Source organism: Nocardia sp. NBC_01009 (assembly GCF_045208035.1).
Classification (GTDB): domain Bacteria; phylum Actinomycetota; class Actinomycetes; order Mycobacteriales; family Mycobacteriaceae; genus Nocardia.
Genome location: NZ_CP108695.1, coordinates 341,795 through 366,958, shown reverse-complemented (window position 1 = coordinate 366,958; position 25,164 = coordinate 341,795). Strand labels below are relative to the sequence as shown.

The following is a 25,164-nucleotide window of genomic DNA, read 5'->3' as shown; positions in this document are numbered from 1 at the left end:
GGCCGCGGCCCGATCCGCGAGTCGTCGACCGATCGCGGGTCCGCCGGTTATGTGCGGTGGTAGGCCGCCTGGGCATCGCGGACCCGTGGCATGTTCGTTTCGAGCACCTGGATCAAGGATTCCAGGCGGTCGGCGACGTCGGCGCCGAGATCGGTGAGGGTGTATTCGACGCGCGGCGGGATGGTCTCGTGGACCTCGCGGTGCACCATGCCGTCGCGTTCGAGGGCCTGCAGGGTCTGCGACAGCATGCGCTCGCTGACGCCGTCGACGCGTCTGCGCAGCGCGCTGAATCGGTACGGCCCTTCGCGCAATGCGACGAGGGCCAGGATGCCCCAGCGGCTGGCCACGTTTTGCAAAACCGGACGTGACGTGCAGTTTCTAGCGAAAACATCGGCTTCCAGCGCGGGATCGTCGGTCTCCGCTGACTGGATGCGCTGTGTACTCATGGATTCGATGGTACCCAACTTGACCTTAGTGGTGTAGGAATGCATAGTACTTACTATTAGTTAGTGCTTACAGATCAGTTCATACATATGGAGGTAGTCATGACTGTGGCAGTCACCGGAGCAAGTGGGCACCTGGGCCGTCTCGTGGTGGAGGCGCTGTTGCGCGACGGGTCGACGCCGGTCGTCGCGATCGTGCGTGACCCACAGAAGATCGCCGACCTGGCCGAGCGCGGCGTCGATGTCCGGCAGGCCGGCTACGACGACCCGGACGCGCTCGACCGCGCGCTCGACGGCGTCGACCGCGTGCTGCTCATCTCCGGAAATCAGTTCGGCGAACGAGTCGCCCAGCACACCAACGTCATTCGGGCCGCAGAGCGGGCCGGTGTGAAACTGCTTGCCTACACCAGCATTCCGCGCGCCACCGAAAACCCGTTGATCCTGGCGCAGGAGCACAAGGGCACCGAAGCTGTACTCGCGGAATCGACGGTCCCGCATGCCGTGCTGCGCAACAGCTGGTACTGGGAAAACTACTTCGGTGGGCTCGGCCACGCTGTCGAAACCGGGGTGCTGCACGGCGCCGCGGGCGCAGGTCGAGTGGCGGCCGCCGCACGTGCCGACTACGCCGAGGCGGCCGCGCGCGTGCTCACCACCGATGGGCACGAGGGCAAGATTTATGAACTCGGCGGCGACGAGCGTCTCACCTATGCCGAACTGGCGCAGGTGATCTCGGAGGCATCGGGCAAGCCGGTGCGCTACGAGAACCTCTCGCAGGCGGACTACAGCGCGGCGCTGCAGCAGGCGGGTCTGGATGCCGGCTACGCCGCGGTGCTGGCCGACGCGGACACCGGAATCGCCTCCGGGATTCTCGATGTGGACAGCGGTGACCTGCAGAAGCTGATCGGCCGCGCCTCGACGCCTGCGGTCGAGGTGTTCCGCGCGGGTCTCGCCTGACCGGCGCGGGCGAACACCCTCGCGGGTGGTAGTGGACTTCCACTGCTCACTCGCGAGGGTGTCCGTCTATCGGGTACTGCGCCGGCTGTTCGGATCGGTCACACCCACTGAACCAACTGCAGAATGATCCCGTTCGGATCGCTCATCTGGAAGTAGCGCTCACCCCACTCCTCGGTCTCGATAGGTGTCACGATCGGCACGCCTTCGGCTTGCAGCCGCGCATACTCCGCGTCGATGTCGTCGACGACGAACACGACGAGCAAGCCGTCACCGGCGTGACCCGCCGCGCTCTTCGGCTTGAAGGTTTCCAGTCCGGTCCGCAGGAAGATCAGGTTCAAGCCTGCGTCCGGCCGATCCAGCGAAACGAATCCGTCGGCCGACATCTTCTCGATGAAACCGAGGTGGTCGACGACGAACTTCGCCGACGCCTGCGGGTCGGCGACATTGAGCGAGATGGCGGAAGCGGTGATGTTCATGGCTCTCCTCTGGGCTGCACTCAATCTCTGTACTAAGTACGCTATATTTTGTAGAGAGATCTACGCCGTGCTGCCCTATGACCTACGTCACGCCGATGCCATCGGGAGCTCGGGCAGTGGGGCCGCACGGCCCAGGAGAAGGTGTGGCGGACAAGCAGTCGAAGGAACGCAGCGGCGCGGGCGATCCCGTGCGAACTCTGGAGTTGCTCTGGCGCGTGCCCGGAGACCAGGGCGCGGTGCGTGGACCGAAGCAGCGCAGCAGCGTCGACGCCGTGGTTGCCGCGGCCATCGCGATTGCCGACGCGGACGGGATCGGCGCACTCACCATGCGCGCCGTCGCCAACCGGCTCGGCCGCACGCCGATGGCCACCTACACCTATGTGCCCGGCAAGGCGGAGCTGATCGACCTGATGCTGGACACGGTCTATGGCGAGATGTCGCGCACGGATCTGCCCGACCTGCCCTGGCGTGACCGGGTCACCACGATCGCTGCGGAGAACCGTGCGCTGCTTGCCCGGCATCCGTGGGTGGCCTACTTGCCGACTACTCGTCCGCCGCTCGGCCCCGGTCTCGCCGCCAAGTACGACCACGAACTGCAGGCCTTCGACGGCCTCGGCCTCGGTGACGTCGAGATGGATGCCGCACTCACCTTCGTGCTCGGCTTCGTCACCTCGGTCGCCCGCATCGCCATCGACACCGCCCGCGCGGCGGCCGACAGCGCCATGACGGACCTCGAATGGTGGGCGCGGGCCGCACCGGTCCTGGCGCAGGTCTTCGACGCCGACCGCTACCCACTCGCCGCCCGCATCGGCGCCGCCGCGGGCCGGGCCCACGACGCCGCCTACAGCGCCGACCACGCCTACGAATTCGGGCTGACCCGGGTCTTGGACGGTTTGGCGACGTTGATCGAAAGCCGTTGAGCAACAACGCCGTACGCTCGTCAGGCGCCGGCGAAAGCGGACCGATCGGCGGTGCTATACCGCGTCGCGCTGGATGCGCAGGGCGGTGATGGTGGCGGCCAGGCCCTCGTATTGGTTGACGAGCAGGACGATTTCGATGAGGCGACGCTCGTCGTAATGCTCGGCCAGGGTCGACCAGGCGGCATCGTCGATATCGCGAGATTCCACCAATTGGTCGACAGCGCAGAGCAGCGCGCGGTGCTTGTCCGACCATTCGGGCGCGGACGGTCCGGTGCGGAGACGGTCCAAAATTTCGAACGTGACGCCGGCGCGTTTGCCGAGGCGGATGTGGTGGTCCATCTCGTATTCGCAAGCACGCAGGTGCGCGACGCGCAGAATCACGAGTTCCGACTCGTGCCGCGGCAGCCTGCCGCCCGGCATGAGCTTGCCCGAGTAGTGCAGCCAACCCCGGAACAGGCCCTTGGTGCGACCGAGAGTGCTGAACAGATGGGCATCGTCGGTCCCCGCGGCGCGGGAGAGCGCCTGCCAGACAACCCAATTGATGGGACCCAGCTCTCGGAGCCGACCAGGTGAAACCCGTGGTTGCAACGCTGAAACCATGCTTGCGCCTCCTCCTCCGCGATCTCCGGGTAGCGCGCCTGCGCTGCGCGGATTCTGATTACGGGGCCCGAGGTGGGACGGGCCGACCCGAGCGTACTAAACCGTTCCTCCCGGGCCGGTGAGGTCCGGAAAGTCCGCTCCGAAGTGTCGGTCCACCGTGCCGCGAGCCGGGGCGGGCAAGTCCGTTACGGGTCAACAAGGCGACCGGCCGGTCTGGATCAAGGTGTTGTTCTTGCCGCTCTAGGGTTTTCGGTGGTCTTCGGGGTGATAGGGCGTCATCATCAGTACCGGCGCGGTAGTACGGCGGGAGGACCGCGTCGATCCGAAAAGAGGCGGGCAGGAAAACGTAATGCTGGTGAAGATCAAGACCGGAGCGACTCTTTCCGGGGCCGAACAGGAGTTCGTCGAGTCCTTGCGGCTGTTCCCGACGACGTGCCTGGCGGTGGTCGACCTGGACGTGGGCGACAACGGAACCCGGCAGGTCGACGCGGTGCTCTTCACCGCACGCGGCATCACGGTGATCGAGGTCAGGGGTTTCCGGCGCCGCCAGAGCGGCATTCTCAATATCTCTGCCGACGGGCCGTGGACGATCAGCGATGCGCGGGCCGACTTGGACGACGACGGCGTGGTCAGTCCGTCTGATCAGCTGGAACACGCCGTGTACGCGGTGAAGAGCCGGCTGGAGCGGGCGCTGCTCGACCCGGGCCATGTGTGCGGTGCGGTGGTGCTCGTCCCGTTTCACGGCGTCGTGGTGCGCCCGGCGCGCACCACCCTGCGCCCCGGTATCGACGTCCTCGCCGCCAATGCTCGCGACGCGACCGAACTGCGCATCTACCTGGAAGGCTTCTCCGCGGGCCCGCGCAACTGGACCGCCGACCGCGTATTCGCCGCCTACCGAGCACTCGGTTCGGACAACGGCCCCTCACGCGCCGAACTCATCGCCGACGGGTTCGACGCGGTACTTCCCGACCCGAACCCGATCGGCTTGCCGGAGGCCGGACCGCCGCGGGTCGCGCCGATCCCCGGCGAGCCGACGCGACGTCAGAGCATTGCCTCCTGGGTTGTCGTCGCCCTCGCGGTCATCGGGATTTTCGTTGTCATCGGCGTGATCATCAGCGGCCTCGCGCACGATTCCGGCCGTGCGCACCCCGAACCGGGCAGTGGGATGACGAGCTCGACACCCACACCACCGCCGTATCATCCGGTCGAATGCTGGCCCCTCCAGCCGGATTGCTGAGTACTCGAGTCCGACCGGATCGGCTCCGCCGAGCGTCAATCACGCACGGCACGAGCGAGTTTGGTCAGATCGAGGGCCTGCTGGGCACGCGAAAGAACGTGGGATCGTGAACTGTCGATATGGGCGGTGAGGGTGCCGAGGGCTCGATCGGGGTTGCCGGACAAGAGTTGTTCGGCGATGGCGATGTGTTCGGCGGTCATGGTGGCAATGCGGTCGGGGGTCGGCAGATCCAAGGTGCGGACCGGGCGCACCCGGACGTAGACACCGGTGAGCGCATCAGCCAGCGCCGTATTACCCGCCGCGGCAAGCAGTGTCGTATGGAACTGCTCGTCGGCGGCGACCAGTGCCGGGCCCGGCTCGGGCGGATCTTCGAGCATCCGGCGCCAAGTGTCGAGTTCTGCACGCACCAGTGCCAGATCGTGTGCGGGTGCCGGATCGAACCTGCTTGCCTCGCGTTCAGCGGCCTGCGCGACGTCGATAGTGCGCTGAATCCCCCTGGTTTCCAACACGATCCGCAGCTCGTACAAGTTGTCCAATTCTTCGAGGCGCGGCCGGTACGGGTACAGCCCGTCGCTGTGCCGCTCGACGAGGCCGTCGGCCTGCAACCGGGCCAGCGCCTCCCGCACCGGGGTGCGGGACACACCGTAGATCTCGGCGAGACGCTCCTCGCCGAGCCGTTCGGTCGGCACGATCGCTCCCGTGGCCAGGTCTCGCCGCAGCGAGTGATACACCCTCTCGCTCAGCGGGACTCGCCCCCTGCGCGTCACGGCGGCCAGCTCAGATCGCCATCGCCGAGCGAACCGCGGTCTCCGCACTCGCACCGCCCGCGCCATCGGAGCCAACGCGCCCGGATTGCAGGATGTAGTAGTGCTGCGCGGCTTGCAGCGCGAAACCGATGTGCTGTTCGACGAGCAGCACACTCAGTCCGCCGCGCCGGGTGAGATCGATGATGGTGCGCTCGATTTCGGCGACCACCGACGGCTGGATACCCTCGGTCGGCTCGTCCAGGATGAGCAGCTTCGGCTCGGTGATCAGGGCCCGCGCGATCGCCAGCTGTTGCCGCTGGCCGCCGGAGAGCAGGCCGGCCTTGCGGGTCAGCAGCTCGCGCAGGGCCGGAAACAGGTCGAGCGACTCATCGATCAGCGCCTTGCCGCGCTTGCGGCCGTCGGCAACCACCTGGAGGTTCTCCGCGGCGGTCAGCTGCGGGAAACTCTGTTGTCCCTGCGGCACATACGCGATGCCGCGCCGCACCCGGCGCGACGGTGACATCTTGGTGATCGTCTCGCCGTCGAACTCGATGCGGCCCGATTTGGCACCGATCAGGCCGACGGCGGTGCGCAGCAGGGTGGTTTTGCCCGCGCCGTTGTGTCCCATGATCGCCACGACGCTGTCGTCCGGGACGGTCACCGAAACACCGTGGATCACCTCGGTCCGGCCGTAGCCGGAGTGAATATCGACGAGTTCAAGCATCGGCGGCCTCCTTGTTCGCTGCGGTGGAGCTCTCTTTGATGGCCCCGTCCAGCCCGATGGCTGCCGCGGTGCCGAGGTAGACCTCCTGTACCTTCGGATCGGCCTGCACCTGCTCGACCGTGCCTTCGCTGAGCACCTTGCCCGCGGCGAGCACCGTCACCGAGGTGGCGAAGGCGCGCATGAAATCCATATCGTGCTCGACCACGATGACGATGCGTTCGCCGCCGATGCGGCGCAACAGGTTTCCGGTTTCCTCGCGTTCTTCGGCGCTCATGCCGGCAACCGGTTCGTCGAGCAGCAGCACCGAAGCGTTCTGCACCAGCAGCATGCCGATCTCCAGCCACTGTTTCTGTCCGTGGGCGAGCACACCGGCAGGCTTGTCGCGCAGCGCACCGAGGCCGGTGATCTCGAGGGCCTCTTCGATACTCGGCAGCACCGATGTGCGCCGCCGCAGCATGGTCAGCGCCGAGCGGCCCGCGCCCGCCGCGATATCTAGGTTCTGTAGGACGCTGAGCTGTTCGAAAACGCTTGCCGTCTGGAAGGTTCGGCCGATGCCGAGGCGCGCGATCTGGTGCACCTTCTTGCCGAGCAATTCGACGCCGGACTTCTGTGCCGACCCGGTGGCGGGCACCAGCCCGGTGATTGCATCGATGAGCGTGGTCTTGCCTGCGCCGTTGGGGCCGATCAGGAAGCGCAGATCACCCTGCAGCACAGTGAGATCCACGTCGGTGACGGCCTTGAAGCCGTCGAAACTCACCGAAAGGCCACGGATTTCGAGGTACTCGCTCGACATGCCCGCATTGCCGCCGAGCTTCGGTTCGTGTGTTGTCTCGGTCATCAGGACGTCACCTTCTCCTCGACCAGTGCGTCATCGGGCAGTGCGGCACTTGCGACGACCGGTGCCGCAGCGGCGGGCGTTGTCGGTGCGGTTCGCCGGAATCTGCCCTCCAGCACGCCCTTCGCCATCGGCCAGACACCGGCCAGGCCGGCCGGAATGAACCCGACGACCACGATGAACAGCACGCCCTGCAGGTAGGTCCAGCTGGACGGGAATTCCTCCGAAAGCGCGGTCTGCGCCCACGCGACGCCGATGGCGCCGAGCACCGGCCCCAGCAGAGTGGTCCGGCCGCCGATCGCGACGCCGATGATGAAGGCGATAGAGGGCACCACACCGATATCGGCGGGTGAAATGATGCCGACGATGGGGGTGAACAGCGCGCCCGCGATGCCCGCGAAGAAGGCCGCGACGACATAGGCGACGATTTTGACGTTGGCCGGGTCGTAGCCGAGGAAGCGCACCCGCTCCTCTTGATCACGCACGGCCACAAGCAGTTCGCCGTAGCGGCTGCGCATCAGCTGGCGGACCAGCGCGACAACCACGAGCAGCGTGCCCGCCGCGATGAAGAACAGCATCTGCCGGTTGGTCGGATCCGACAGCTTGAACCCGAAGAAGGCGCGGAAGTCCGAAAGGCCGGTGAAGCCGCCGATCTTCTGCTGACCGGTGAGCAGGATGGCCAGCGCGGCGGCCAGCGCCTGGCTCAAGATGGCGAAGTAGGTGCCCTTGACCCGGCGCTTGAACACGCCGTACCCGAGCGCCGCCGCAACGAGCGCGGGCAGCACCAGAATGCCGATCAGCGCGACCGGGCCCGAGGCGAAAGGCTGCCAGAACGAGGGCAATTCGCGAATACCCGCGATCTCCATGAACTCCGGCACGTCGTTGTGCAGCCGGGCCGCGTCGGCCATCTGCAGGTGCATCGCCATGATGTAGGCGCCGATGCCGAAGAACACGCCCTGACCGAGGGTGAGCATTCCGCCACGGCCCCAGGCCAATCCGATGCCCGCCGCGACGATGGCGAAGCACAGGAACTTGGCGAGCAGGTTCAGCCGGAAGTCGCTGAGCATGGCGGGCGCGACCGCGAACAACAGGATCGCGGCGACCGCGAACCCGCCGAGCGTGGTCAGCGAGGAGTGTGCGCGCCACCGTTGCACAAGTGTGGTCATGCGAGGCTCCTAGTTCGGACCGTGAACAGGCCCTGCGGCCGGACCTGCAGGAAGATCACGATGATGACGAAGACGATCACCTTGGCGATGGATGCGGTGGTCGAGTATTCGATGTAGGAATTGAGCAGGCCGAGCGCGAACGCCGCGATGACGGTGCCCTTGATCTGCCCGAGGCCGCCGATCACCACCACGAGGAACGCGTCGATGAGATAGCTCTGTCCGATGGTGGGGCTGGTCGAACCGATCAGGGTGAGTGCGACACCCGCGACACCGGCCAGGCCGGAGCCGATGAAGAACGTGCTGATATCGGTGACGCGACTGGAAACGCCGCTGGTCTCGGCCAATCCGCGGTTCTGCACCACCGCGCGGATGCGGCGGCCGAGTGGCGTCGTCTTGAGCACCGTGGCCAGCGTGGTCACCGCGACGACCGCGAGCACCAGGATGAAGATGCGTGTCTTCGGCACCACCGCGCCCATGATGGTGATGCCGCCGCCGAGCCATTCGGGGACGAGCACATTCTTGGCCGGTGCGCCGAAGATGTCGCGGGCCAGCTGTTGCAGCACCAAGCCGACACCGAAGGTGACGAGCAGGGTGTCCAGCGGCCGGTCGTACATCCAGCGAATCAGGCCCATTTCGAGCGCAGCGCCGAGTAGGCCGCCGACGAGGAATCCGATGAGCAGCGACACCACCAGTGAGACACCGGCCGACGAGAACACCTTCTGCACAACGTAAGTCGTGTAGCAGCCGGCCATGATGAACTCGCCGTGCGCCATGTTGATCACGCCCATCTGACCGAAGGTCAGCGAAAGGCCGAGCGCGGCGAGCAACAGAATCGATCCCAGACTCAGCCCGGTGAAGAGCTGGCCGATCAGCACGTCCATAAAGGTTCCTAACGGTGTCGGCCGGTGCGGGCCCGGTCCCCTCGACGAGACCCGCACCGGCGCTGATCGACTACTTCAGGCCCTTGGCCCAGTCGTAGGACTTCAGGTAGGGGTCCGGAGTGACGGCCTTGCCCGAGTCCCACACCGTGTAAATGAGTCCGTCCGGCCGGATTTCACCGATGCGGGCGGTCTTGGTGATGTGGTGGTTGGAGCCGTCGAGGGTGACCAGACCCTCGGGTGCCTCGAAGCTCACGCCGTCGGCTGCGGCCTGAATGTCGGCCACTGCGAAGGATTTCGCCTTCTCGACGGTGTTTTTCCAGAGGTAGACCGAGGCGTAGGCGGCTTCCATCGGGTCCGAGGTCGGCTTGTCGGCGCCGAAGGCGGCCTTGTAATCCGTGACGAACTTCTTGTTCACCGGGGTATCGACGGTCTGGTAGTAGTTCCACGCCGTCAGCTGCCCCGCGATGTTCTGCGCGCCGATGCCCGCGACCTCTTCCTCGGCGATGGACACCGAAACGACCGGCATCTCAGCGGCTTTCAGGCCCGCATTGGTGTACTCGCGGAAGAACGCGACGTTGGAGTCGCCGTTGAGGGTGTTGAACACCGCACCCGCCTTGGCGGTGCGCACCTTGTTCACGATGGTGGAGAAGTCGGTCGAGCCGAGCGGGGTGTAGTCCTCGCCCTTGATCTCGATGCCGTTGGCCTTCGCGTATTCCTTGATCTCGCGGTTGGCGGTCTGCGGGAAAACGTAGTCGCTGCCGACCAGATAGAGGGAGGTGATGCCCTTCTGCTTCAGGTAGTCCAGCGCGGGAATGATCTGCTGATTGGTGGTCGCGCCGGTGTAGAAGATGTTCTTGCTGTCTTCCAGGCCCTCGTACTGGACTGGGTAGTAGAGCAGCGAGTTCAGGCTCTCGAACTTCGGCTTCATGGCCTTGCGGCTCGAGGAGGTCCAGCCGCCGAACACCGCGGCGACGCAGTCGGAGCTGATGAGCTTTTCGGCCTTCTCGGCGAAGGTCTTCGGGTCGGAGGCGCCGTCCTCGAGCACCAGGTCGATTTTCTTGCCGAGAACGCCGCCCGCGGCGTTGATCTGGTCGACAGCGAGCTTGGTGGAGTTGGCGACGGTGACCTCGGAAATGGCCATCGTGCCCGACAGTGAGTGCAGGGAACCGACCTTGATCGAATCCTTCGACGTGTCGACGCAGGACGCCGCGTTGGAGCCGCTGGTCGAGTCGTCGTCCTTGGCGCCGCAGGCGGTCAGCAACAGACCGGCAAGTACGACTGCCGTCGGGGCGACCAGCGCTTTTGCCGCGCGATGCATGCGTGGCCGATGGATGTCACGGGAATCTGGCATGGGGCAGGACCCTTCTCACTTCATCAGGTGTTCGGCGGCGCTGCGTGCGCCGCGGGCGAATACACGCGCCTTTGCACCGGTCAGGTGGGTCGACCGGGATGTATACAGCGGCTGTATTCGTGGTGCGAACACTAGACAGAAGTTGTTGCGCCGGAATGACTCCCGATGACGAGTCCGTTGCCTGTGTTTCCGCCGTGTGAACCTTTGTGGTAACCGCTTGGTAAACGACGGTGAGGCTTCCCAATGGCTACGGTTGCGTAGCGTCGTCGCGGTACGGCAGGCTTCATTTGTACATCGTCAGAAAGCCGATCCCGTGGCTCGCCTGGCCACGGAGTTGTCAGTCGAGGAGGACCACGGTGGGTCACTACAAGGCGAACGTGCGCGACATCGAATTCAATTTGTTCGAGGTGTTGCAGCTGGACAAGCTGCTGGATACGGGTGCCTACGGTGATCTCGACTCCGACACCGTGCGCGAGATCCTGACCGAGGTGAAGCGTCTCGCCGAGGGCCCGGTCGCGGAATCGTTCGCCGCGGCGGATCGCGATCCGGTGGTCTACGACCAGGCCACCTACTCCATCTCCGTGCCGGAGCCGCTGCGCAAGACCATCGCGGCCGTGCGCGAGGCCGATTGGAGCAGGCTCGGCATGCCGGAGGGGATGGGCGGCACGCCCGCGCCCGCTGCGGTCATCTGGGCGGTCAACGAGATGCTCACCTCGGCAAACCCGTCGGCGAGCTTCTTCAATATGGGTCCGGTGATGGCCTCGGTGCTCTACAACGTCGGCACCGATGAGCAGAAGGCATGGGCCACCAAGGGCTACGACCGTGGCTGGCAGGGCACCATGGTGCTGACCGAGCCGGATGCCGGCTCGGATGTCGGCGCTGGGCGCACCAAGGCCGTCCAGCAGGAGGACGGCTCCTGGCACATCGAGGGCGTCAAGCGTTTCATCTCCGGCGGCGATGTCGGTGAGACCGCGGAGAACGTCTTCCACCTCGTGCTGGCTCGACCCGAGGGCGCGGGACCCGGCACCAAGGGCCTCTCGCTGTTCTATGTGCCCAAGTTCCTCTTCGATCACCAGACGCTCGAGCTGGGCGACCGCAACGGTGTGTATGTGACCGGTGTCGAGCACAAGATGGGCCTGAAGTCCTCGCCCACCTGTGAGGTGACCTTCGGTGGCACGGACGTTCCCGCCAAGGGCTGGCTGGTCGGCGAGGTGCACAACGGCATCGCGCAGATGTTCCAGGTGATCGAGAACGCGCGCATGGTGGTCGGCATCAAGTCCACCGGCACGCTGTCCACCGGATACCTGAATGCGCTCGACTACGCCAAGCAGCGCGTCCAGGGCGCGGATCTGACCCGGATGTCGGACAAGGAGGCACCGCGCGTCACCATCACCAACCACCCGGATGTGCGGCGCAGCCTCGCCATGCAGAAGGCCTATGCCGAAGGTCTGCGTGCGGTGTATCTGTACACCGCGGCACATCAGAATACCGATGTGGCCGAGCTGGTTTCGGGTGCCGATGCCGAATTGGCGCACCGGGTGGACGATTTGCTGCTGCCGATCGTCAAGGGTGTCGGCTCCGAGCGGGCCTACCGGTACCTCACCGAATCGCTCCAGACACTGGGTGGTTCGGGATACCTGCAGGACTACCCGATCGAGCAGTACATCCGCGACGCCAAGATCGACTCGCTGTATGAGGGCACCACGGCGATCCAGGCGCAGGACTTCTTCTTCCGCAAGATCATTCGCGACAAGGGCGTCGCCATCGCGCACGTCACCGGGCAGATCTCCGCGTTCCTGGAGGTGAAGACCGGTCGCTTCGAGTCCGAAAGGGCGCTGCTTGCCACGGCGCTCGCCGACGTGCAGGCGATGGCGGCCACGCTGACCGGATACCTGATGGCCGCGCAGCAGGATCCGGCCGAGCTGTACAAGGTCGGCCTGGGTTCGGTCCGTTTCCTGTTCGCCGTCGGCGACCTGCTGATCGGCTGGCGGCTGCTGGTGCAGGCCGAAATCGCCGCGACCGCACTGACAGCGGAACCGGCGGCGAAGGACCGGCCGTTCTATGCCGGAAAGGTCGCTGTCGCAAGCTTCTTCGTGAAGAACGTGCTACCGGAGTTGGCCGCGGTCAAGGGCATTCTGGCGGCGATCGACAATGACATCATGGAGATGGACGAGGCCGCGTTTTAGGCGCAGCCGTGTTCTGACGCGGGTGAGGGCCCGCGACTTGCGGCCGGTGCCGGCGGAGTCAGTCGGCCAGCAGCTTGAGCACTACCGGGCGGGAAAGTGTGCCCGCGACTCGGCGGGCCAACTGGTTGGCCCCCGCGCCTGCTGCGTGGGCCGCCCGCAGGGCTTCGGCCAGTTCGTCGCGGGCGGCTTCGGCGGCTGCCTGTGCGTCGCGTAGCCGCTGCGCGGCCCGGTCCACGTTGTCGCAGGAGTTCTCCGGGCCGGTGTGCGCGGGCGGCTCCGCCGCGGCATTGTCATTCGCTCCGGCGATCGCCTCCACCGGAGTCTCGGTCGCCGCGGTACGGAGCGTCCCGGTCGGCGCGGCGGCCGCCGTCCGGGTGGTCAACTCATTGACCGATGAATCGTCTCGGGGCTCACGCCGCATGGCTGCCCTGGCGAACTCCTGCATGAACCGTTTGGTTGTTTCGTAGTCCTCGGCGGCGGCGCCGAGTAGCAGGCGGGTGGTCTGTGGGACCGCGTATGTCCAGTTGGCGACGCCGCACAGAGCAAGGAGAACGAGTCCGGCCTGCTGTTCGTCGACGCCGAATTGCTCTCGGGCCCGGTCGAATTTCTGCACGTAGTGCTCGGCTCGCCAGCCGTCGATGTCGTGGGCGTCGGCCCCGCGATGGAGTGATTCCCAGAGCAGCAGTCGCAACAGTTGGGGGTTGTCGCGGTGGTAGTCGAAGAGCTTGCCGACGTAATCGCCCGGTTCGGTGTCGGCCATCGGCTGCACGACGTCGATGAACTCGCGCAGTGTGTCGATGAGGATGACGTCGAACAGCTTGTCCTTGCTGCCGAACAGGCCGTAGATGCGTTCCTTGTTGACTCCTGCCGCCTCGGCGATGCGGTCGACTCGACCTCCCGCAAGGCCGTATTCGGCGAATTCGTCCCGGGCGGCGCGCAGCAGCGCCTGCTTGGTCGCGTCGCTGCGCTTCATCGTGACGGTCATGGCCTGGACTTTACCATTTCATTAAACCAACTATTTGGTTGACAGAGTTTGATGACCGTCGTACTGTCAGCGCTATGGCAACGCCGACACTTCAGCTTCCAGCCGGTACTCCGGCTGCCGCACGCACCCGGAGCGTGTCGCCACGCGCGCACACCGGGCGCACACTGCCCGTCTTCGTCTTGTCCGCCCTGCTGGCCACCGGCCAGATGTACATCCCGATTCCGCTGTTCACGGCCATGAAAGCCGATTGGAACGTCGGCTCGGGGGTGATGACCTGGATCATCAGTGCCTTCGCATTCGGCTATGCGGGCGGCTTCGTGCTCTTCGGCCCGCTGTCGGATCGCTTCGGCCACCGGCGGGTGCTGATCACCGGCATGATCGCCGCTGCAATGGTCACCCTGTTGACCGGTCTGGCGTTCAGTGCGCCGCTCGCGGTCGGGCTGCGGATCGTGCAGGGTCTGGTCGTCGGTTCAATCCCACCGGCGATCATGGCCTACGTCGCCACTCGCATCGCGCCCGCGCACCGGCCTGTCGTCACCATGTCGGTGGCCACCTCGTTCCTTGCTGCGACGGTGCTCGCGCAGATCGTCTCGCAGGCGGTGGTTGCCGCGTTCCCCTGGCGGACCATGTTCGTCGGTTCGGCCGTCGTCTTCACGGCACTGGCGCTCGCCCTGCGTGCTGTCATGCTCGATGACGCGCCGACCGGCCGGGACAAGCCGCTGCTGCACAGCTACGCGGCGATTCCTGCGGTGCTGCGGATCAAACCGCTGCTGCCGATGCTTGCCGCCGGTGCGTTGAGCATGGCGGTGATGGTCGGGGTTTACACCGGCATCGAACTCACCGGCATCGTCGAGGGATCGGGCGAACTGCTCGCCCTGCGGGCCGGTGCGCTCCCGGTGATGGTCGCGCTGCCGTTGCTCGCGATGCCGCTTGCGCGGCTGTCGAAGCCGGGCCAGATCGTGCTCGGCGTGCTCGTCGCCGCTGCCGCGATGGTGCTCGCCACCTTCGAAGGCGGACACCTCGGGGTGTTGACCGTGCTGCTCGCCGTGCTCGTCGGCGGCCTCGGCATCATCGCCCCCGCCGTCCTGCAGAGCGCAGGCGAGCTGGGCGGGGAAGCCAGGGCCGCGGCCTCTTCGGTCGCCATGTTCAGCTTCTACGTCGGTGCGACCGTCGGCCCGATCGTAGCGGCGGCCGCTGCACCACACGGCTTTTCGATGCTCGCCTGGACACTGGCCATCCTGTTGGTCACCGCACTCGGGCTGACCATGCTCGGTATGCGGTTCCAGCGCACGGCCGCAGCCGTGGTGCCGGACCTGGCCGGCGCACAACCTGCGTGAGCAAATAACTGGCCGGGCGACATCAGTTTTCGCTGATGTCGCCCGGCTTTGTCGTAGCGGGCTGCCGCACCGCCTGCCGAATAGCCATGAGTTCGAACATTCCGGCCTCGGCTGTGCTGGGCCGACCCGTCCGACCGCGCTACGACCGATGTGTGTTCTGTTGCTTCCGGATACGACAACCATGTGCCGTCGAGGTGCTCGACCCGACTGTGCAATGGGCCGCACTGCTATTACTGGGTGTGGGCGACGCTCGCGTCGACCGATGCGGGGCGGGTCGAATGCGTGTGCAACGAGTTGGGGTCGCCGTATCGGCGGAAAATACAACGGAAATACTGGTCAAGTCAGGTTTATGGCGTATGCCGGTCCCGTCCCATGACGAGCCGGAGGAGGCCGGGCGGGCTGGCCCCAGGTTCGTTTGGTTCTCAGCCGATGGGTTGGCGGGCCGGCAAGAGGAGGCCGTGGCCCGCCAGTGCCGAGCGTGCTCTGGACCGGGCGGTCCTGTTGCTCGATGTACTGCCGCAGCACCGAGATCGGTGCTGCGCCGACCGACCCGGCGAAGTACATGGATGTAGATAGGTTCGCGGGCGAGCTGTGGCGGAAAGTCTTGCGGGACAAGCGGAACCGGGAATTCTGGCCCGCCGGCCGTGGTGGCCTTCCCACTGCTTGTTGCAGTCCAGATTGTATATCTGACGTCAGTCGGCTTACGTACCGCGTTGGCGGGCCGTACATTTCGGCCCGACAGGCAGATTGGACGTGATGACGATGATCTCGCAAACGATACAGCGGCGGCGTGTCCTGCCTTGGCTTGTCGCGGGCCCTGTGCTGGCCGCGTGCAGCGCGCCGGGCACCGGCGGCTCCGCGCAGACCCGCACCCCGGCCGCTGCGGGCACGTTGCGCTCGGTTGCGGTGGTCACCCAGAGCAGCCCGAGTGACGCTTTCTGGAGTGTGGTGAAGAACGGTGCCTTGGCGGCGGGCAAACAGCTCGGCATACGCGTCGACTACTACTCTGCCGAGGATCCCAACGCGCAGGCCAAACTCATCGACAATGCCGTCGCGCAGCGTGTCGACGGCCTGGTCGTCTCGATGGCCTACCCGCAGCCGCTGGGCCCCTCCATCCGACGCGCCGTGGCGGCCGGCATCCCGGTGGTGACGACCAACTCCGGCGAAGCCGAAAGCGCCGGCCTCGGCGCCATCGGCCACGTCGGCCAGAGCGAGCGGCCTGCCGCGGTGGCCGTGGGTAAACGCCTGCGCGATGCCGGAAAGACCAAGCTGCTGTTGGTGAACCACATGGCCGGCCAGGTCAGCGCCGACAATCTTGCCAGCGGTGCCGCGGAGGGCTTCGGTAATGCCACCACGACGGTGGTGGTCGACATCAACAACCCGACAGATGTTCAGTCTCGGATCAAGGCCGCGCTCCAGGCCGACCGGTCGATCGACGCAGTGCTGTCCTACAACGCGCAGATCGCCGCCCGCTCGGTCGCCGCGGCACAAGAAGCCAACTCCACCGCAGCGATTGCCACCTTCACCCTCAACACCGAGGTGCTCGACGCCATCCGAACGGGCAAACTGTTGTTCGCCGCCGACCCGCAGCAGTACGAACAAGGGTATCTGCCCATCGTGCTGCTGCAGCTCTACCGGTCGAACCTCGATACCGTCGGCGGTGGCCTGCCGATCCAGACGGGCCCCAGCTTCGTCGACAAGTCCAATGTCGATGCGATCGCCCAGCTGGTGGCGCAGGGAACGCGTTGAGACCGGCTGGAAGTGTGAAGTGACTGTTCGTGCCGAAGTGTCCGCCTCGGTACCGCGTCCGCTGAAAGGGCGCGCACCGCTGGTGCAGCGGTTGATCGTGCGTCCGGAGACCGGTGCGGCGCTGGGTGCGGCCGCGGTGTTCGTGTTCTTCTCGGTCGTCACCGATAAGTTCCTGAGCCCGTTGGGTATCTCGACGTGGCTGGACGCCGCGTCGCCGATCGGCATCATGGCTATCGCCGTGGCTTTGCTGATGATCGGCGGTGAGTTCGATCTGTCGGCCGGTGTGATGACCGGGTCCACCGCGCTGGTCACCGCGCTGCTCGCAGTGCACGCCGGGTGGAACGTGTGGTCGGCGCTGCTTGTCTCACTGATGTTCGCGCTGGCCGTGGGCGCGCTCAACGGCTGGCTCGTGGTACGGACCGGGTTGCCGAGTTTCATCGTCACTCTCGGCACATTCCTTGCGCTGCAAGGCCTCAACCTCGGTGTGACGCGCCTGGTCACCGGCACTGTGCAACTGTCGGGCATCCACAACGCGGGCGGCTACTCGTCGGCGAGTGCGGTGTTCGCCTCCACGACCGGAATCGCTGACGCTCGCATACAGGCGTCGACCCTGTGGTGGATCGTGCTCACGATAATCGCCGCAGTCGTGCTGGTGCGCACCCGATTCGGGAACTGGGTCTTGGCTCTCGGCGGCTCGCAGGTGGGCGCACGAGCGGTCGGCGTGCCCGTCGGGCGCACCAAGATCATACTGTTCATGACCACCTCAGCCGCCGGCTGGGTGGTCGGCTCGTGCGACATTCTGCGATTCGACAGCGTCCAGGCGAGCCAGGGTGTCGGATCGGAGTTTCAGTACCTCATCGCCGCGGTCGTGGGCGGATGTCTGCTGAGCGGTGGTTTCGGGTCCGTGGTCGGCGCTGCGATCGGTGCGCTGACCTTCGGCATGGCCCAGCAGGGAATCGTGTTCGCGCGCTGGAACAGCGACTGGTTCATGCTGTTCCTCGGCATCCTGCTGCTATCGGCAGTGCTGGTGAACACCCAGTTCTCCAAGCGCGCGGAAAGGGCACGCCGATGACTGCGCTGATCGAAACACTCACTGTCGGAAAGAGTTACGGCAGTGTGGTGGCGCTGTGGGACGTCTCGATGGTTGTCAACGCGGGCGAGGTCACCTGCGTACTGGGCGACAACGGCGCCGGCAAATCCACCCTCATCAAGATCCTCTCCGGCGTACACCAGCACGACAGCGGCGAGGTGCGGATCGAAGGCGAGCCGACCCGGCTCTCCTCACCGCGTGCCGCCATGGACCACGGTATCGCCGCTGTGTACCAGGATTTCGGACTGATACCGCTGATGAGCGTGTGGCGCAACTTCGTCCTCGGCTGCGAACCCACCACCGGATTCGGGCCGCTGCGGCTGCTGGACCGGCGCAAAGCGCAGCAGATCGCACGTATTGCCTTGTCCGACATGGGAATCGATATTCAGGATCTGGAACAGCCCGTCGGCACGCTGTCCGGCGGGCAGCGGCAGTGCTTGGCCATCGCGCGGGCGGTGCACTACGGCGCCAAGGTGCTGATTCTCGACGAACCGACCGCCGCGCTGGGCGTGAAACAGGCGGGCGCGGTCCTGCGGTATGTCGTGCAAGCTCGCGACCGCGGGCTCGGCGTCATCCTCATCACCCATAACCCCCACCACGCCTACCTGGTCGGTGACCGGTTTCTACTGCTCGAGCGAGGCGCCGTGCTCGGCTCCTACGAGAAGCTCGACATCGGGCTGCCGGAGCTCACCCAGCAGATGGCCGGTGGCGCAGAACTGAACGCACTACAGCACGAATTGCAGCGAGTCGTGACGTGACCGACCTGAAAGCCATGACGTCGTGTCCGGCCTGAATAGCGGCTACGGTCATATCCGCCCCAAAATTCAGCGAAGTTCTACCGGAACCTCCCGACCTTGTTCGACAGCGCAGCGTGAAACGAGTTCAGGGGCACTCGAGAGTGTCAGCCACCGCTTTTGGTGGCCACGCCCGTGATCAGCGGTCGAATAATCGGGGGCATTGCCCGCCACGACGCTTCCTGTACCTCTCCGAGCTCCAGCCCGCAGGTCCGGATCAGCTCGAGGGTGGCACGGTTGCAGTGGCAGCCCTCCGCGAACCGGCGCCACGGGCCGGCGAGGCGATCCTGCCAATGGGCAAGTCGCGGCGACTGGGAACGGACATGCTCGAGGAACAGCAGCTGGCCTCCGGGGCGTAGCACGCGCCCAATCTCCCGCAACACCGGATCGGCTGCGTCGACGGTGCACAACACGAGAGTTGAGACGACGGTGTCCACGGTTCCATCCGCGAATGGCAGCTGTTCCGCTGATGCGTCGAGCACACGCGCCCGACGTCGACTGCGATGCAGCCTCCGCGCCAACCGCGCACGCATTGCGGCCTCGGGTTCGGTCAGGATCAGCTCGTCGAGGTCGTCAGGGTAGTACCGCAGGTTCAGACCCGTACCGCTGCCCAGCTCGACCGTCCGCCCCCTCGCACGGCCGAGCAAATCCCGTCGACGAACGCCCATGCCCGCCTTCTCGCCCACCCATAGGAGCGGGTCGTACAGGGCCGAGAACGCCCGCGCCCACAGGTCCGAGCCCTCCACAGCTGCCGCCGGTACGGCGCCACTGTTCACACACTCGACCGTACGCCGCTCGAACGCCTTTCAACACTGAGCCTGTTGGCTCGTCGGCGGCCCAACGGTTTTTTGCGTCGTTACTACTGGAACCCCGAGTTCCAGGACGGACGTGCGGGCGAAGTCATCAGATCCATATAGCAGCGGCGAACCACATGTATCGGCCTACTTGAGAACGTACGGTGACACCGAGCTGCGGTGCTCGCTGATATCGAGCACCTTGCCCAGCGGCGGAAACGCGCGCTGCGGGCAATTGGCGCGTTCGCAGACCCGGCAGCCCGCGCCGATCGGGGTGGCCTTCGCCTCGTCGAGATCTATCCCGTCGGCGTAGACGACCCGGCTCGCATGCCGCAGTTCACAACCGAGCCCGATGGCGAATGTCTTGCTGGCCTGGCCGTATCGGGTTGCTCGCCGCTCCACGGTGCGGGCGACCCACAGGTATTTGCGGCCGTCGGGCATCTGGGCGATCTGGGTCATGATCTTGCCGGGGTAGGCGAAGGTCTCGTAGACATTCCACAGCGGGCAGGTGCCGCCGCTGGCGGAGAAGTGGAAACCGGTGGCGGACTGGCGTTTCGACATATTGCCTGCTCGGTCGACGCGGACGAACGAGAAGGGCACGCCGCGCAGCTTGGGACGTTGCAGAGTCGAAAGCCGGTGGCAGATGGTCTCGTAGCTTTGGGTGAAGAAGGCCGAGAGTCGCTCGATGTCGTAGCGGAAGTCCTCGGCGACCTCGAGGAAATGCGTGTAGGGCAGCACGGTGGCCGCGGCGAAATAGTTCGCCAGGCCGAGCATGGCCAGTTTGCGGGTGTCCTCGGAGACGAAATTGCCCTCCTCGACCAGCTTTTCGAGCAGTTCGCCGCATTCGAAATAAGCCAATTCGGCGGCGAGTTTGAAGGTGCGCTGTCCGCCGGACAGGTGCGGGGCGATTTCCAGTCGCTGGGTGTCCGGGTCGTACCGGTGCAGCACCCCCTCGCCGAGGTCGATGCGTTCGACGATCCGCACATCGTGCGCGCGCAGCCTGCGCGCGATCTCGTTGTTGATGTCACCGCCGTGGAATCGGATGCGGGCGGTGAGTTCCTCTGCGGCGGTATCCAATTCGTGGATGTAGTTCTGTCGCTGATAGAAGAAGTCGCGCACTTCCTCATGTGGCTTGCTGATCGTCGCGCTGCCGGAGCCGTCGGCGAATCGGTCCTCGGTGGCGGCGGCCAGCTGCGCGGAGGTGTTGCGGTAGCGGTTGTGCATATTGACCAGTGCGCGCGCCATGCTCGGGTGCGCGGAGACCATGTCGGCGATCTCCTGGGTGTCGGCCTCGATGCCGAGCTCCTGGTCCATCACGACCTCTTGGAGTTCGGCGATGAGCCGGGTGTCGTCCTGTGAGGAGAAGAAGGTGGCGTCGACGCCGAAAACCTCGCTGATCCGCAGCAGCACCGGCACGGTGAGCGGGCGCACATCGTGTTCGATCTGGTTGAGGTAGCTCGCCGAGATCTCCAGCTTCTGGGCGAGTGAGACCTGGCTCAGCCCTCGTTCGGCCCGCAGCTGACGAAGCCGCGCCCCGACGTAAGTCTTGGCCATCTGTCCAGTTTATGGCTGGTTTCACAGCCCTGCCAAGAGTGAATTAGCAGCAGGGCTGAGCGATGTGTCACACCCCCGGGTTACCGTCAGGTGGTGCTGTTCTCGGATGTCGTGCGGACCTCGGAGACCGTCCGCGCGACGCGGTCCCGTAAGACCAAGATCGCCGCGCTGGCCGGGCTGTTGTCCGATGCCGCGCCGGACGAGCTGGCCCCGGTGGTCGCCTGGGTTTCCGGCGAGCTACGGCAGGGGCGTATCGGCACCGGCTGGCGCACGCTCACCGCGATGGACGGTGCGCCGAGCGGCACTGCGACACTTGCGGTTTCGGATGTCGATGGCGCACTCGGCGAGTTGGCGGGCATCGCGGGCGCGGGTTCGGCGAACCGGCGCAAGGAACTGCTCACGGCGTTGTGGACCGCGGCGACCGCCGATGAACAGGTGTTCCTACTCCGGCTGCTGACCGGTGAGCTGCGCCAGGGTGCGCTGACCGCGCTCGTCGGCGAGGCGGTTGCCGTCGCGGCGCAGGTGCCGGTGGATCTGGTTCGCCGGGCCTACATGCTGTCGGGGCAACTGCCGGTCACCGCCATTGCCGCGCTGACCGGCGGAGTGGACGCGCTCACCGAGTTCCGGCTGGAGCTGGGTCGCCCCATCCAGCCGATGCTCGCCTCGCCCGGCGCTTCGCTGGAGGAGGCCATGGCCGAATTCGACGGCGAGGTGACCGTCGAGCACAAAATGGACGGCGCCCGGATACAGGTGCATCGCGACGGATCGCGGGTGTGGGTGTTCACCAGGACGCTGCGCGATATCACCGCGAGCGTGCCCGAGCTGGTCGATCTGGTTTCCCGGTTGCACTGCACCAGCGTGGTGCTGGACGGGGAAACTCTCGCGCTGACCGATTCGGGTCGGCCGCGCCCGTTCCAGGAGACGATGAGCCGCTTCGCCGAGGTGAGCTCGACCAGGGAACTGTTGCTGCACCCGTACTTCTTCGACTGCCTGCACCTCGACGGCCAGGACCTGCTGGACGCCCCGCTGTACGAGCGCCGCACGGCGCTGACGAAAGTCGCTGTCGAACACAGTATTCCGGCTATCCTGCGGCCGGATCCGGAGGCGGCCGCCGAGTACTTCGACGGCGCGCTCGCCTCCGGGCACGAGGGCGTGATGATCAAATCGTTGAACGCGCCGTACGCGGCCGGTCGACGCGGCCGCGCCTGGCAGAAGATCAAGCCGACCCACACCCTCGACCTGCTGGTGCTCGGCGCCGAGTGGGGGTACGGCCGCCGCACCGGTTACCTGTCGAACCTGCATCTCGGAGCCCGCGATCCGAAAACCGGCGAACCGGTGATGGTCGGCAAGACGTTCAAGGGCCTCACCGACGCGCTACTGCACTGGCAGACCGCCGAATTTCCGCGCCACCAGCGCGCCCGCGACGACCAGACCGTGTATTTGCGGCCGGTACTCGTCGTCGAGATCGCGCTCGACGGCGTCCAGGTGAGTCCGCGCTATCCCGGCGGTGTCGCCCTGCGCTTCGCCCGTGTCGTTCGCTATCGCCCGGACAAGGAACCCGCGGACGCCGACACCATCGAGACAGTTCGCGCCCTGCTGCCGTGAGCAGTCGGTCACCGTTCAGCGATGCGGGAGCGTGGATCGATGATCGCTTTGCGAGCCGCCCCTCCTTCGCCGAGGGCTGCTCGCGCGTCGGCAGGTAGAGGCCAGGTCTACGGTAGCCGATCGAAATCGAGTCCCGGCAGACGGCAACCGCATCGCAATTCAGATGGCCGGTACTTCACACTGGAGAGGTGACCGTCGAATTACTGGTTCTTCTGATCGTCATCGTCACGGCACTCGCATTCGATTTCACCAACGGTTTCCACGACACTGCGAACGCGATGGCGACCTCGATCGCCACCGGCGCACTGCGGCCGCGCGTGGCGGTCGCACTGTCTGCGTTGCTCAACCTCATCGGTGCGTTCCTGTCGGTGGCGGTCGCCGCGACGGTGGCCAAGGGCATCGTCCGGCTCGAGGGCGTCGACGGGCAGGACCTGTTGATCATCGTGTTCGCCGGCCTGGTCGGCGGCATTCTGTGGAATCTGCTGACCTGGCTGTTCGGCCTGCCGTCGAGTTCATCGCATGCGCTGTTCGGCGGCCTGATCGGTGCCACCATCGCCGCGCTCGGCTGGAGCGGAGTGATCTGGGCCTCCGGTTCGGACGGCGTGCTCACCAAGATCGTGCTGCCTGCTGTGCTCGCGCCGATCGTCGCGGCGCTGGTTTCGGCGATCGGCACCTGGGGGGTTTATCGGATCACCAAGAAGTCGGATCCGAACAAAGTCGACCAGGGTTTCCGCTGGGGCCAGATCGGCTCCGCCTCGCTTGTCTCGCTGGCGCACGGCACCAATGACGCACAGAAGACGATGGGTGTCATCTTCCTGGCGCTCGTCGCGCACGGCACCCTCACCAAGAACGACGAGATGCCGCTGTGGGTTATGGCGGCCTGTGCCGTCGCCATCGCGGCGGGCACCTACCTGGGTGGTTGGCGCATCATCCGCACCCTCGGCAAGGGCCTCGTCGAGATCGACTCTCCGCAGGGGCTGGCCGCCGAATCCTCGTCGGCCGCGATCATTCTCACCTCGGCCCATTTCGGTCTGCCGCTGTCCACCACCCAGACCGCCACCGGCTCGATCCTCGGCACCGGGCTCGGCAAGGGCGCTGAGGTCCGCTGGAGCGTGATGGGTCGAATGACCGTGGCGTGGCTGCTCACGCTGCCGCTCGCGGGTGTGGCGGGGGCTATCTGCTGGGCCATCGCGCACGTCATCGGCGGGCTTGCCGGCGTGCTCGTCGTGTTCGCGATTCTCATTGCGCTGTCGGCCGTCATGTACCTGCGCTCGCGGCACGACCCCGTCGACACCAGCAATGTCAACGAATGGCCCGGCGAGACACCGGACGCAGTCGAGCCGGTCGAGCCGCCGGGCCGTGCGCAGGCGGCGGCCGACACGCCGGACGCCGATTCCGGCATTGCGAAGGACGCTGCTACTGCGAAGGACGCTTCGGCGTCCGCCGCTGCGGCGGGTGCTCCGTCGTCGGCCGAGGGCAGTCCGGGCGGCGTGACCGCGGACGGTTTGTCGCCACCCTCCGGCACGTCCTCCTCGGAGGGCCCCGGTACCAAATCCAACCGTTCCGCCCAGGTGTGAAGCGTGTCGAACAACGCGCTGTATCCCACCCCGTTCAGGCGTCGCATGCGAGCAGTCGCACCGGTGGATCGTTCCCGGTGCGTTGTCCACAGTAGGCACTAGGAGGAGCACCGTGCACACGCTCATCACGAATCTGAACTCGCTGTGGAAGGTGACCGCGGCCGGCCTGGTGCTCGGCGCGGGCTTGCCGATCATCTTCGCCGTCGGAGTGCGGTTCTGGTCGGCGGCCGATTCGGTCACCGCGGATGGCCGTGCAGTCCAACGCAATTACCCGGCGCTGGCCGGGGCTCTGGTGTGCTTCGGGTTGATCATCGCCGCGATCATCACCGGAATCCTCTACACCGCCAAGGCATTCCTCGCCGCCAAATTCGGTATCCATCTGTTCGGACAGGCCTGAAGGGCGGCATCGTGACAGAGCAACCGAAATCCACGCAGGGGCGCCCGAATGTGCTCAGCCGGGTCATCGGCTGGCTGCGCGCCGGATACCCGCAGGGGATCCCCAGCTCCGACTATGTCGCCCTGTTCGCCGTGTTGCACCGGCACCTGACCGATTTCGAGGTGGTCGCGATCGCCGAGGTACTGGTGAGCGAAAACCCGGACACCGAGATCAGTCAGGCCGATATCGAGACGGCGATCACGCGGTTCGCGATGGAGCAGCCGGACGAACACGACGTCGCCCGCGTGGCCTCGCATCTCGCCGCAGGCGGTTGGCCACTGGCTACCCCCTTCCCCGACGCCGATTGAACCCAGCCTGATGCCGCCGTTTCTCCATGCGATCATCGACTGGCTGCGGGCCGGATATCCCGACGGTGTCCCGGAATCCGACTACGTCCCGCTGCTCGCCCTCCTGCGCCGCCGCCTCTCCGACGACGAGGTCCGCCAGATAGCCGCCGAATTGGCAGCCACCGGTGACCTCCCCGCTGACAAGACCGACATCCAGGTGATGATTACCAAGACCACCAACGAAATGCCCTCGGAAACAGACGCCGCCCGGGTCCGGTCCCGCCTGGAAGCCCACGCCTGGCCCGACCCGGCCTCCGGCGAATAGCAACCGGCCCGGAGCTGCTCGAATCCGGCTCGCGCCAACAGCTCTGCGGTACACCAGCGCGTTTCCCGCCCGATTGCCTCGTTGACGAACGGGACTCGGCTGCGGCGTGTGG

General features: G+C 66.0%; 25 protein-coding genes. 13 read left to right on the top strand and 12 right to left on the bottom strand.

The annotated features are described in order from the left end of the window. Nucleotides 1-47 precede the first annotated feature (47 nt). Nucleotides 48-446: a winged helix-turn-helix transcriptional regulator gene (locus OHA42_RS01605; RefSeq protein WP_406233923.1), complete on the bottom strand. Its 399-nt coding sequence runs from the start codon at nucleotides 444-446 to the stop codon at nucleotides 48-50. 99 nt (nucleotides 447-545) lie between these two features. On the opposite strand from OHA42_RS01605, the gene OHA42_RS01600 reads away from it, so the two are divergent. Then, nucleotides 546-1,397 carry an SDR family oxidoreductase gene (locus OHA42_RS01600; RefSeq protein WP_406233921.1) on the top strand — a complete coding sequence of 284 codons (852 nt, stop codon included), beginning with the start codon at nucleotides 546-548 and terminating at the stop codon, nucleotides 1,395-1,397. 98 nt (nucleotides 1,398-1,495) lie between these two features. Here OHA42_RS01600 and OHA42_RS01595 read toward each other — a convergent pair whose 3' ends face one another. Continuing rightward, nucleotides 1,496-1,873, bottom strand: a complete 378-nt coding sequence (locus OHA42_RS01595) for a VOC family protein (RefSeq protein WP_406233919.1) — start codon at nucleotides 1,871-1,873, stop codon at nucleotides 1,496-1,498. A 143-nt stretch (nucleotides 1,874-2,016) separates the two neighbouring features. Between OHA42_RS01595 and OHA42_RS01590 the strand changes: the two genes are divergently transcribed. Then, the gene (locus OHA42_RS01590; RefSeq protein ID WP_406233917.1) at nucleotides 2,017-2,793 is read left to right on the top strand and encodes a TetR/AcrR family transcriptional regulator C-terminal domain-containing protein; all 777 of its coding nucleotides are present in this window, start codon (nucleotides 2,017-2,019) and stop codon (nucleotides 2,791-2,793) included. A 54-nt stretch (nucleotides 2,794-2,847) separates the two neighbouring features. On the opposite strand, the gene OHA42_RS01585 is transcribed toward OHA42_RS01590, so the two are convergent. Beyond that, entirely contained in the window at nucleotides 2,848-3,393 is a 546-nt protein-coding gene (locus OHA42_RS01585; protein WP_406233915.1) for a carboxymuconolactone decarboxylase family protein, read from the bottom strand. Between the two features lie 349 nt (nucleotides 3,394-3,742). Here OHA42_RS01585 and OHA42_RS01580 point away from each other — a divergent pair, with 349 nt between their 5' ends. Further along, entirely contained in the window at nucleotides 3,743-4,630 is an 888-nt protein-coding gene (locus OHA42_RS01580; RefSeq protein ID WP_406233914.1) for a nuclease-related domain-containing protein, read from the top strand. A 35-nt stretch (nucleotides 4,631-4,665) separates the two neighbouring features. Here OHA42_RS01580 and OHA42_RS01575 read toward each other — a convergent pair whose 3' ends face one another. The 6 genes from OHA42_RS01575 to urtA form a co-directional block, all read right to left on the bottom strand. After that, a complete protein-coding gene (locus OHA42_RS01575) occupies nucleotides 4,666-5,397 on the bottom strand; it encodes a GntR family transcriptional regulator (protein ID WP_406233912.1) in 732 nt (243 codons plus the stop codon). Between the two features lie 10 nt (nucleotides 5,398-5,407). Next, on the bottom strand, nucleotides 5,408-6,100 hold the full coding sequence (gene urtE / locus OHA42_RS01570) for an urea ABC transporter ATP-binding subunit UrtE (protein ID WP_406233911.1): 693 nt from the start codon (nucleotides 6,098-6,100) through the stop codon (nucleotides 5,408-5,410). Further along, on the bottom strand, nucleotides 6,093-6,938 hold the full coding sequence (urtD, locus tag OHA42_RS01565) for an urea ABC transporter ATP-binding protein UrtD (protein WP_406233910.1): 846 nt from the start codon (nucleotides 6,936-6,938) through the stop codon (nucleotides 6,093-6,095). Before urtD ends, urtE begins: the two co-directional genes overlap by 8 nt. After that, complete coding sequence (urtC, locus tag OHA42_RS01560) at nucleotides 6,938-8,101, bottom strand: urea ABC transporter permease subunit UrtC (protein ID WP_406233909.1); 1,164 nt, start codon at nucleotides 8,099-8,101, stop codon at nucleotides 6,938-6,940. Before urtC ends, urtD begins: the two co-directional genes overlap by 1 nt. Continuing rightward, nucleotides 8,098-8,982, bottom strand: a complete 885-nt coding sequence (urtB, locus tag OHA42_RS01555; protein WP_379060190.1) for an urea ABC transporter permease subunit UrtB — start codon at nucleotides 8,980-8,982, stop codon at nucleotides 8,098-8,100. Before urtB ends, urtC begins: the two co-directional genes overlap by 4 nt. Before the next feature lie 70 nt (nucleotides 8,983-9,052). Continuing rightward, nucleotides 9,053-10,333, bottom strand: coding sequence for an urea ABC transporter substrate-binding protein (gene urtA, locus OHA42_RS01550; RefSeq protein ID WP_406233906.1), 1,281 nt, complete (start codon nucleotides 10,331-10,333; stop codon nucleotides 9,053-9,055). 356 nt (nucleotides 10,334-10,689) lie between these two features. Between urtA and OHA42_RS01545 the strand changes: the two genes are divergently transcribed. Next, on the top strand, nucleotides 10,690-12,519 hold the full coding sequence (locus OHA42_RS01545; RefSeq protein ID WP_406233904.1) for an acyl-CoA dehydrogenase: 1,830 nt from the start codon (nucleotides 10,690-10,692) through the stop codon (nucleotides 12,517-12,519). Nucleotides 12,520-12,577: 58 nt separating this feature from the next. Here the strand turns inward: OHA42_RS01545 and OHA42_RS01540 are convergent, their stop codons facing one another. Next, on the bottom strand, nucleotides 12,578-13,504 hold the full coding sequence (locus OHA42_RS01540; RefSeq protein ID WP_406233902.1) for a TetR/AcrR family transcriptional regulator: 927 nt from the start codon (nucleotides 13,502-13,504) through the stop codon (nucleotides 12,578-12,580). 74 nt (nucleotides 13,505-13,578) lie between these two features. Between OHA42_RS01540 and OHA42_RS01535 the strand changes: the two genes are divergently transcribed. The 4 genes from OHA42_RS01535 (at nucleotide 13,579) to OHA42_RS01520 (ending at nucleotide 18,438) form a co-directional block, all read left to right on the top strand. Beyond that, a complete protein-coding gene (locus OHA42_RS01535) occupies nucleotides 13,579-14,841 on the top strand; it encodes an MFS transporter (protein WP_406233900.1) in 1,263 nt (420 codons plus the stop codon). Nucleotides 14,842-15,597: 756 nt separating this feature from the next. Next, nucleotides 15,598-16,590 (top strand): substrate-binding domain-containing protein, encoded by a 993-nt coding sequence (locus OHA42_RS01530; RefSeq protein ID WP_406233898.1) that lies wholly within the window; start codon nucleotides 15,598-15,600, stop codon nucleotides 16,588-16,590. A 19-nt stretch (nucleotides 16,591-16,609) separates the two neighbouring features. Further along, a complete protein-coding gene (locus OHA42_RS01525) occupies nucleotides 16,610-17,662 on the top strand; it encodes an ABC transporter permease (protein WP_406233896.1) in 1,053 nt (350 codons plus the stop codon). Further along, nucleotides 17,659-18,438, top strand: coding sequence for an ATP-binding cassette domain-containing protein (locus tag OHA42_RS01520; RefSeq protein ID WP_406233894.1), 780 nt, complete (start codon nucleotides 17,659-17,661; stop codon nucleotides 18,436-18,438). The genes OHA42_RS01525 and OHA42_RS01520 overlap by 4 nt, the downstream gene beginning before the upstream one ends. A 143-nt stretch (nucleotides 18,439-18,581) precedes the next feature. Here OHA42_RS01520 and OHA42_RS01515 read toward each other — a convergent pair whose 3' ends face one another. Together OHA42_RS01515 and ramB are read right to left on the bottom strand one after the other, a co-directional pair. Continuing rightward, nucleotides 18,582-19,250 carry a class I SAM-dependent methyltransferase gene (locus OHA42_RS01515; protein WP_406233892.1) on the bottom strand — a complete coding sequence of 223 codons (669 nt, stop codon included), beginning with the start codon at nucleotides 19,248-19,250 and terminating at the stop codon, nucleotides 18,582-18,584. A gap of 165 nt (nucleotides 19,251-19,415) precedes the next feature. Then, nucleotides 19,416-20,822: an acetate metabolism transcriptional regulator RamB gene (gene ramB / locus OHA42_RS01510; protein WP_328406762.1), complete on the bottom strand. Its 1,407-nt coding sequence runs from the start codon at nucleotides 20,820-20,822 to the stop codon at nucleotides 19,416-19,418. Between the two features lie 93 nt (nucleotides 20,823-20,915). Here ramB and OHA42_RS01505 point away from each other — a divergent pair, with 93 nt between their 5' ends. The 5 genes from OHA42_RS01505 to OHA42_RS01485 all read left to right on the top strand — a co-directional run bounded on the left by OHA42_RS01505 (nucleotide 20,916) and on the right by OHA42_RS01485 (nucleotide 25,052). Further along, nucleotides 20,916-22,427: an ATP-dependent DNA ligase gene (locus tag OHA42_RS01505; protein ID WP_406233889.1), complete on the top strand. Its 1,512-nt coding sequence runs from the start codon at nucleotides 20,916-20,918 to the stop codon at nucleotides 22,425-22,427. 188 nt (nucleotides 22,428-22,615) lie between these two features. Next, nucleotides 22,616-24,004 carry an anion permease gene (locus tag OHA42_RS01500; RefSeq protein WP_406233887.1) on the top strand — a complete coding sequence of 463 codons (1,389 nt, stop codon included), beginning with the start codon at nucleotides 22,616-22,618 and terminating at the stop codon, nucleotides 24,002-24,004. Nucleotides 24,005-24,116: 112 nt separating this feature from the next. Continuing rightward, nucleotides 24,117-24,401: a hypothetical protein gene (locus OHA42_RS01495; protein ID WP_328406759.1), complete on the top strand. Its 285-nt coding sequence runs from the start codon at nucleotides 24,117-24,119 to the stop codon at nucleotides 24,399-24,401. Between the two features lie 11 nt (nucleotides 24,402-24,412). Then, complete coding sequence (locus OHA42_RS01490) at nucleotides 24,413-24,748, top strand: DUF3349 domain-containing protein (RefSeq protein WP_406233885.1); 336 nt, start codon at nucleotides 24,413-24,415, stop codon at nucleotides 24,746-24,748. Nucleotides 24,749-24,758: 10 nt separating this feature from the next. After that, on the top strand, nucleotides 24,759-25,052 hold the full coding sequence (locus tag OHA42_RS01485; RefSeq protein WP_406233883.1) for a DUF3349 domain-containing protein: 294 nt from the start codon (nucleotides 24,759-24,761) through the stop codon (nucleotides 25,050-25,052). Nucleotides 25,053-25,164: the final 112 nt, after the last annotated feature.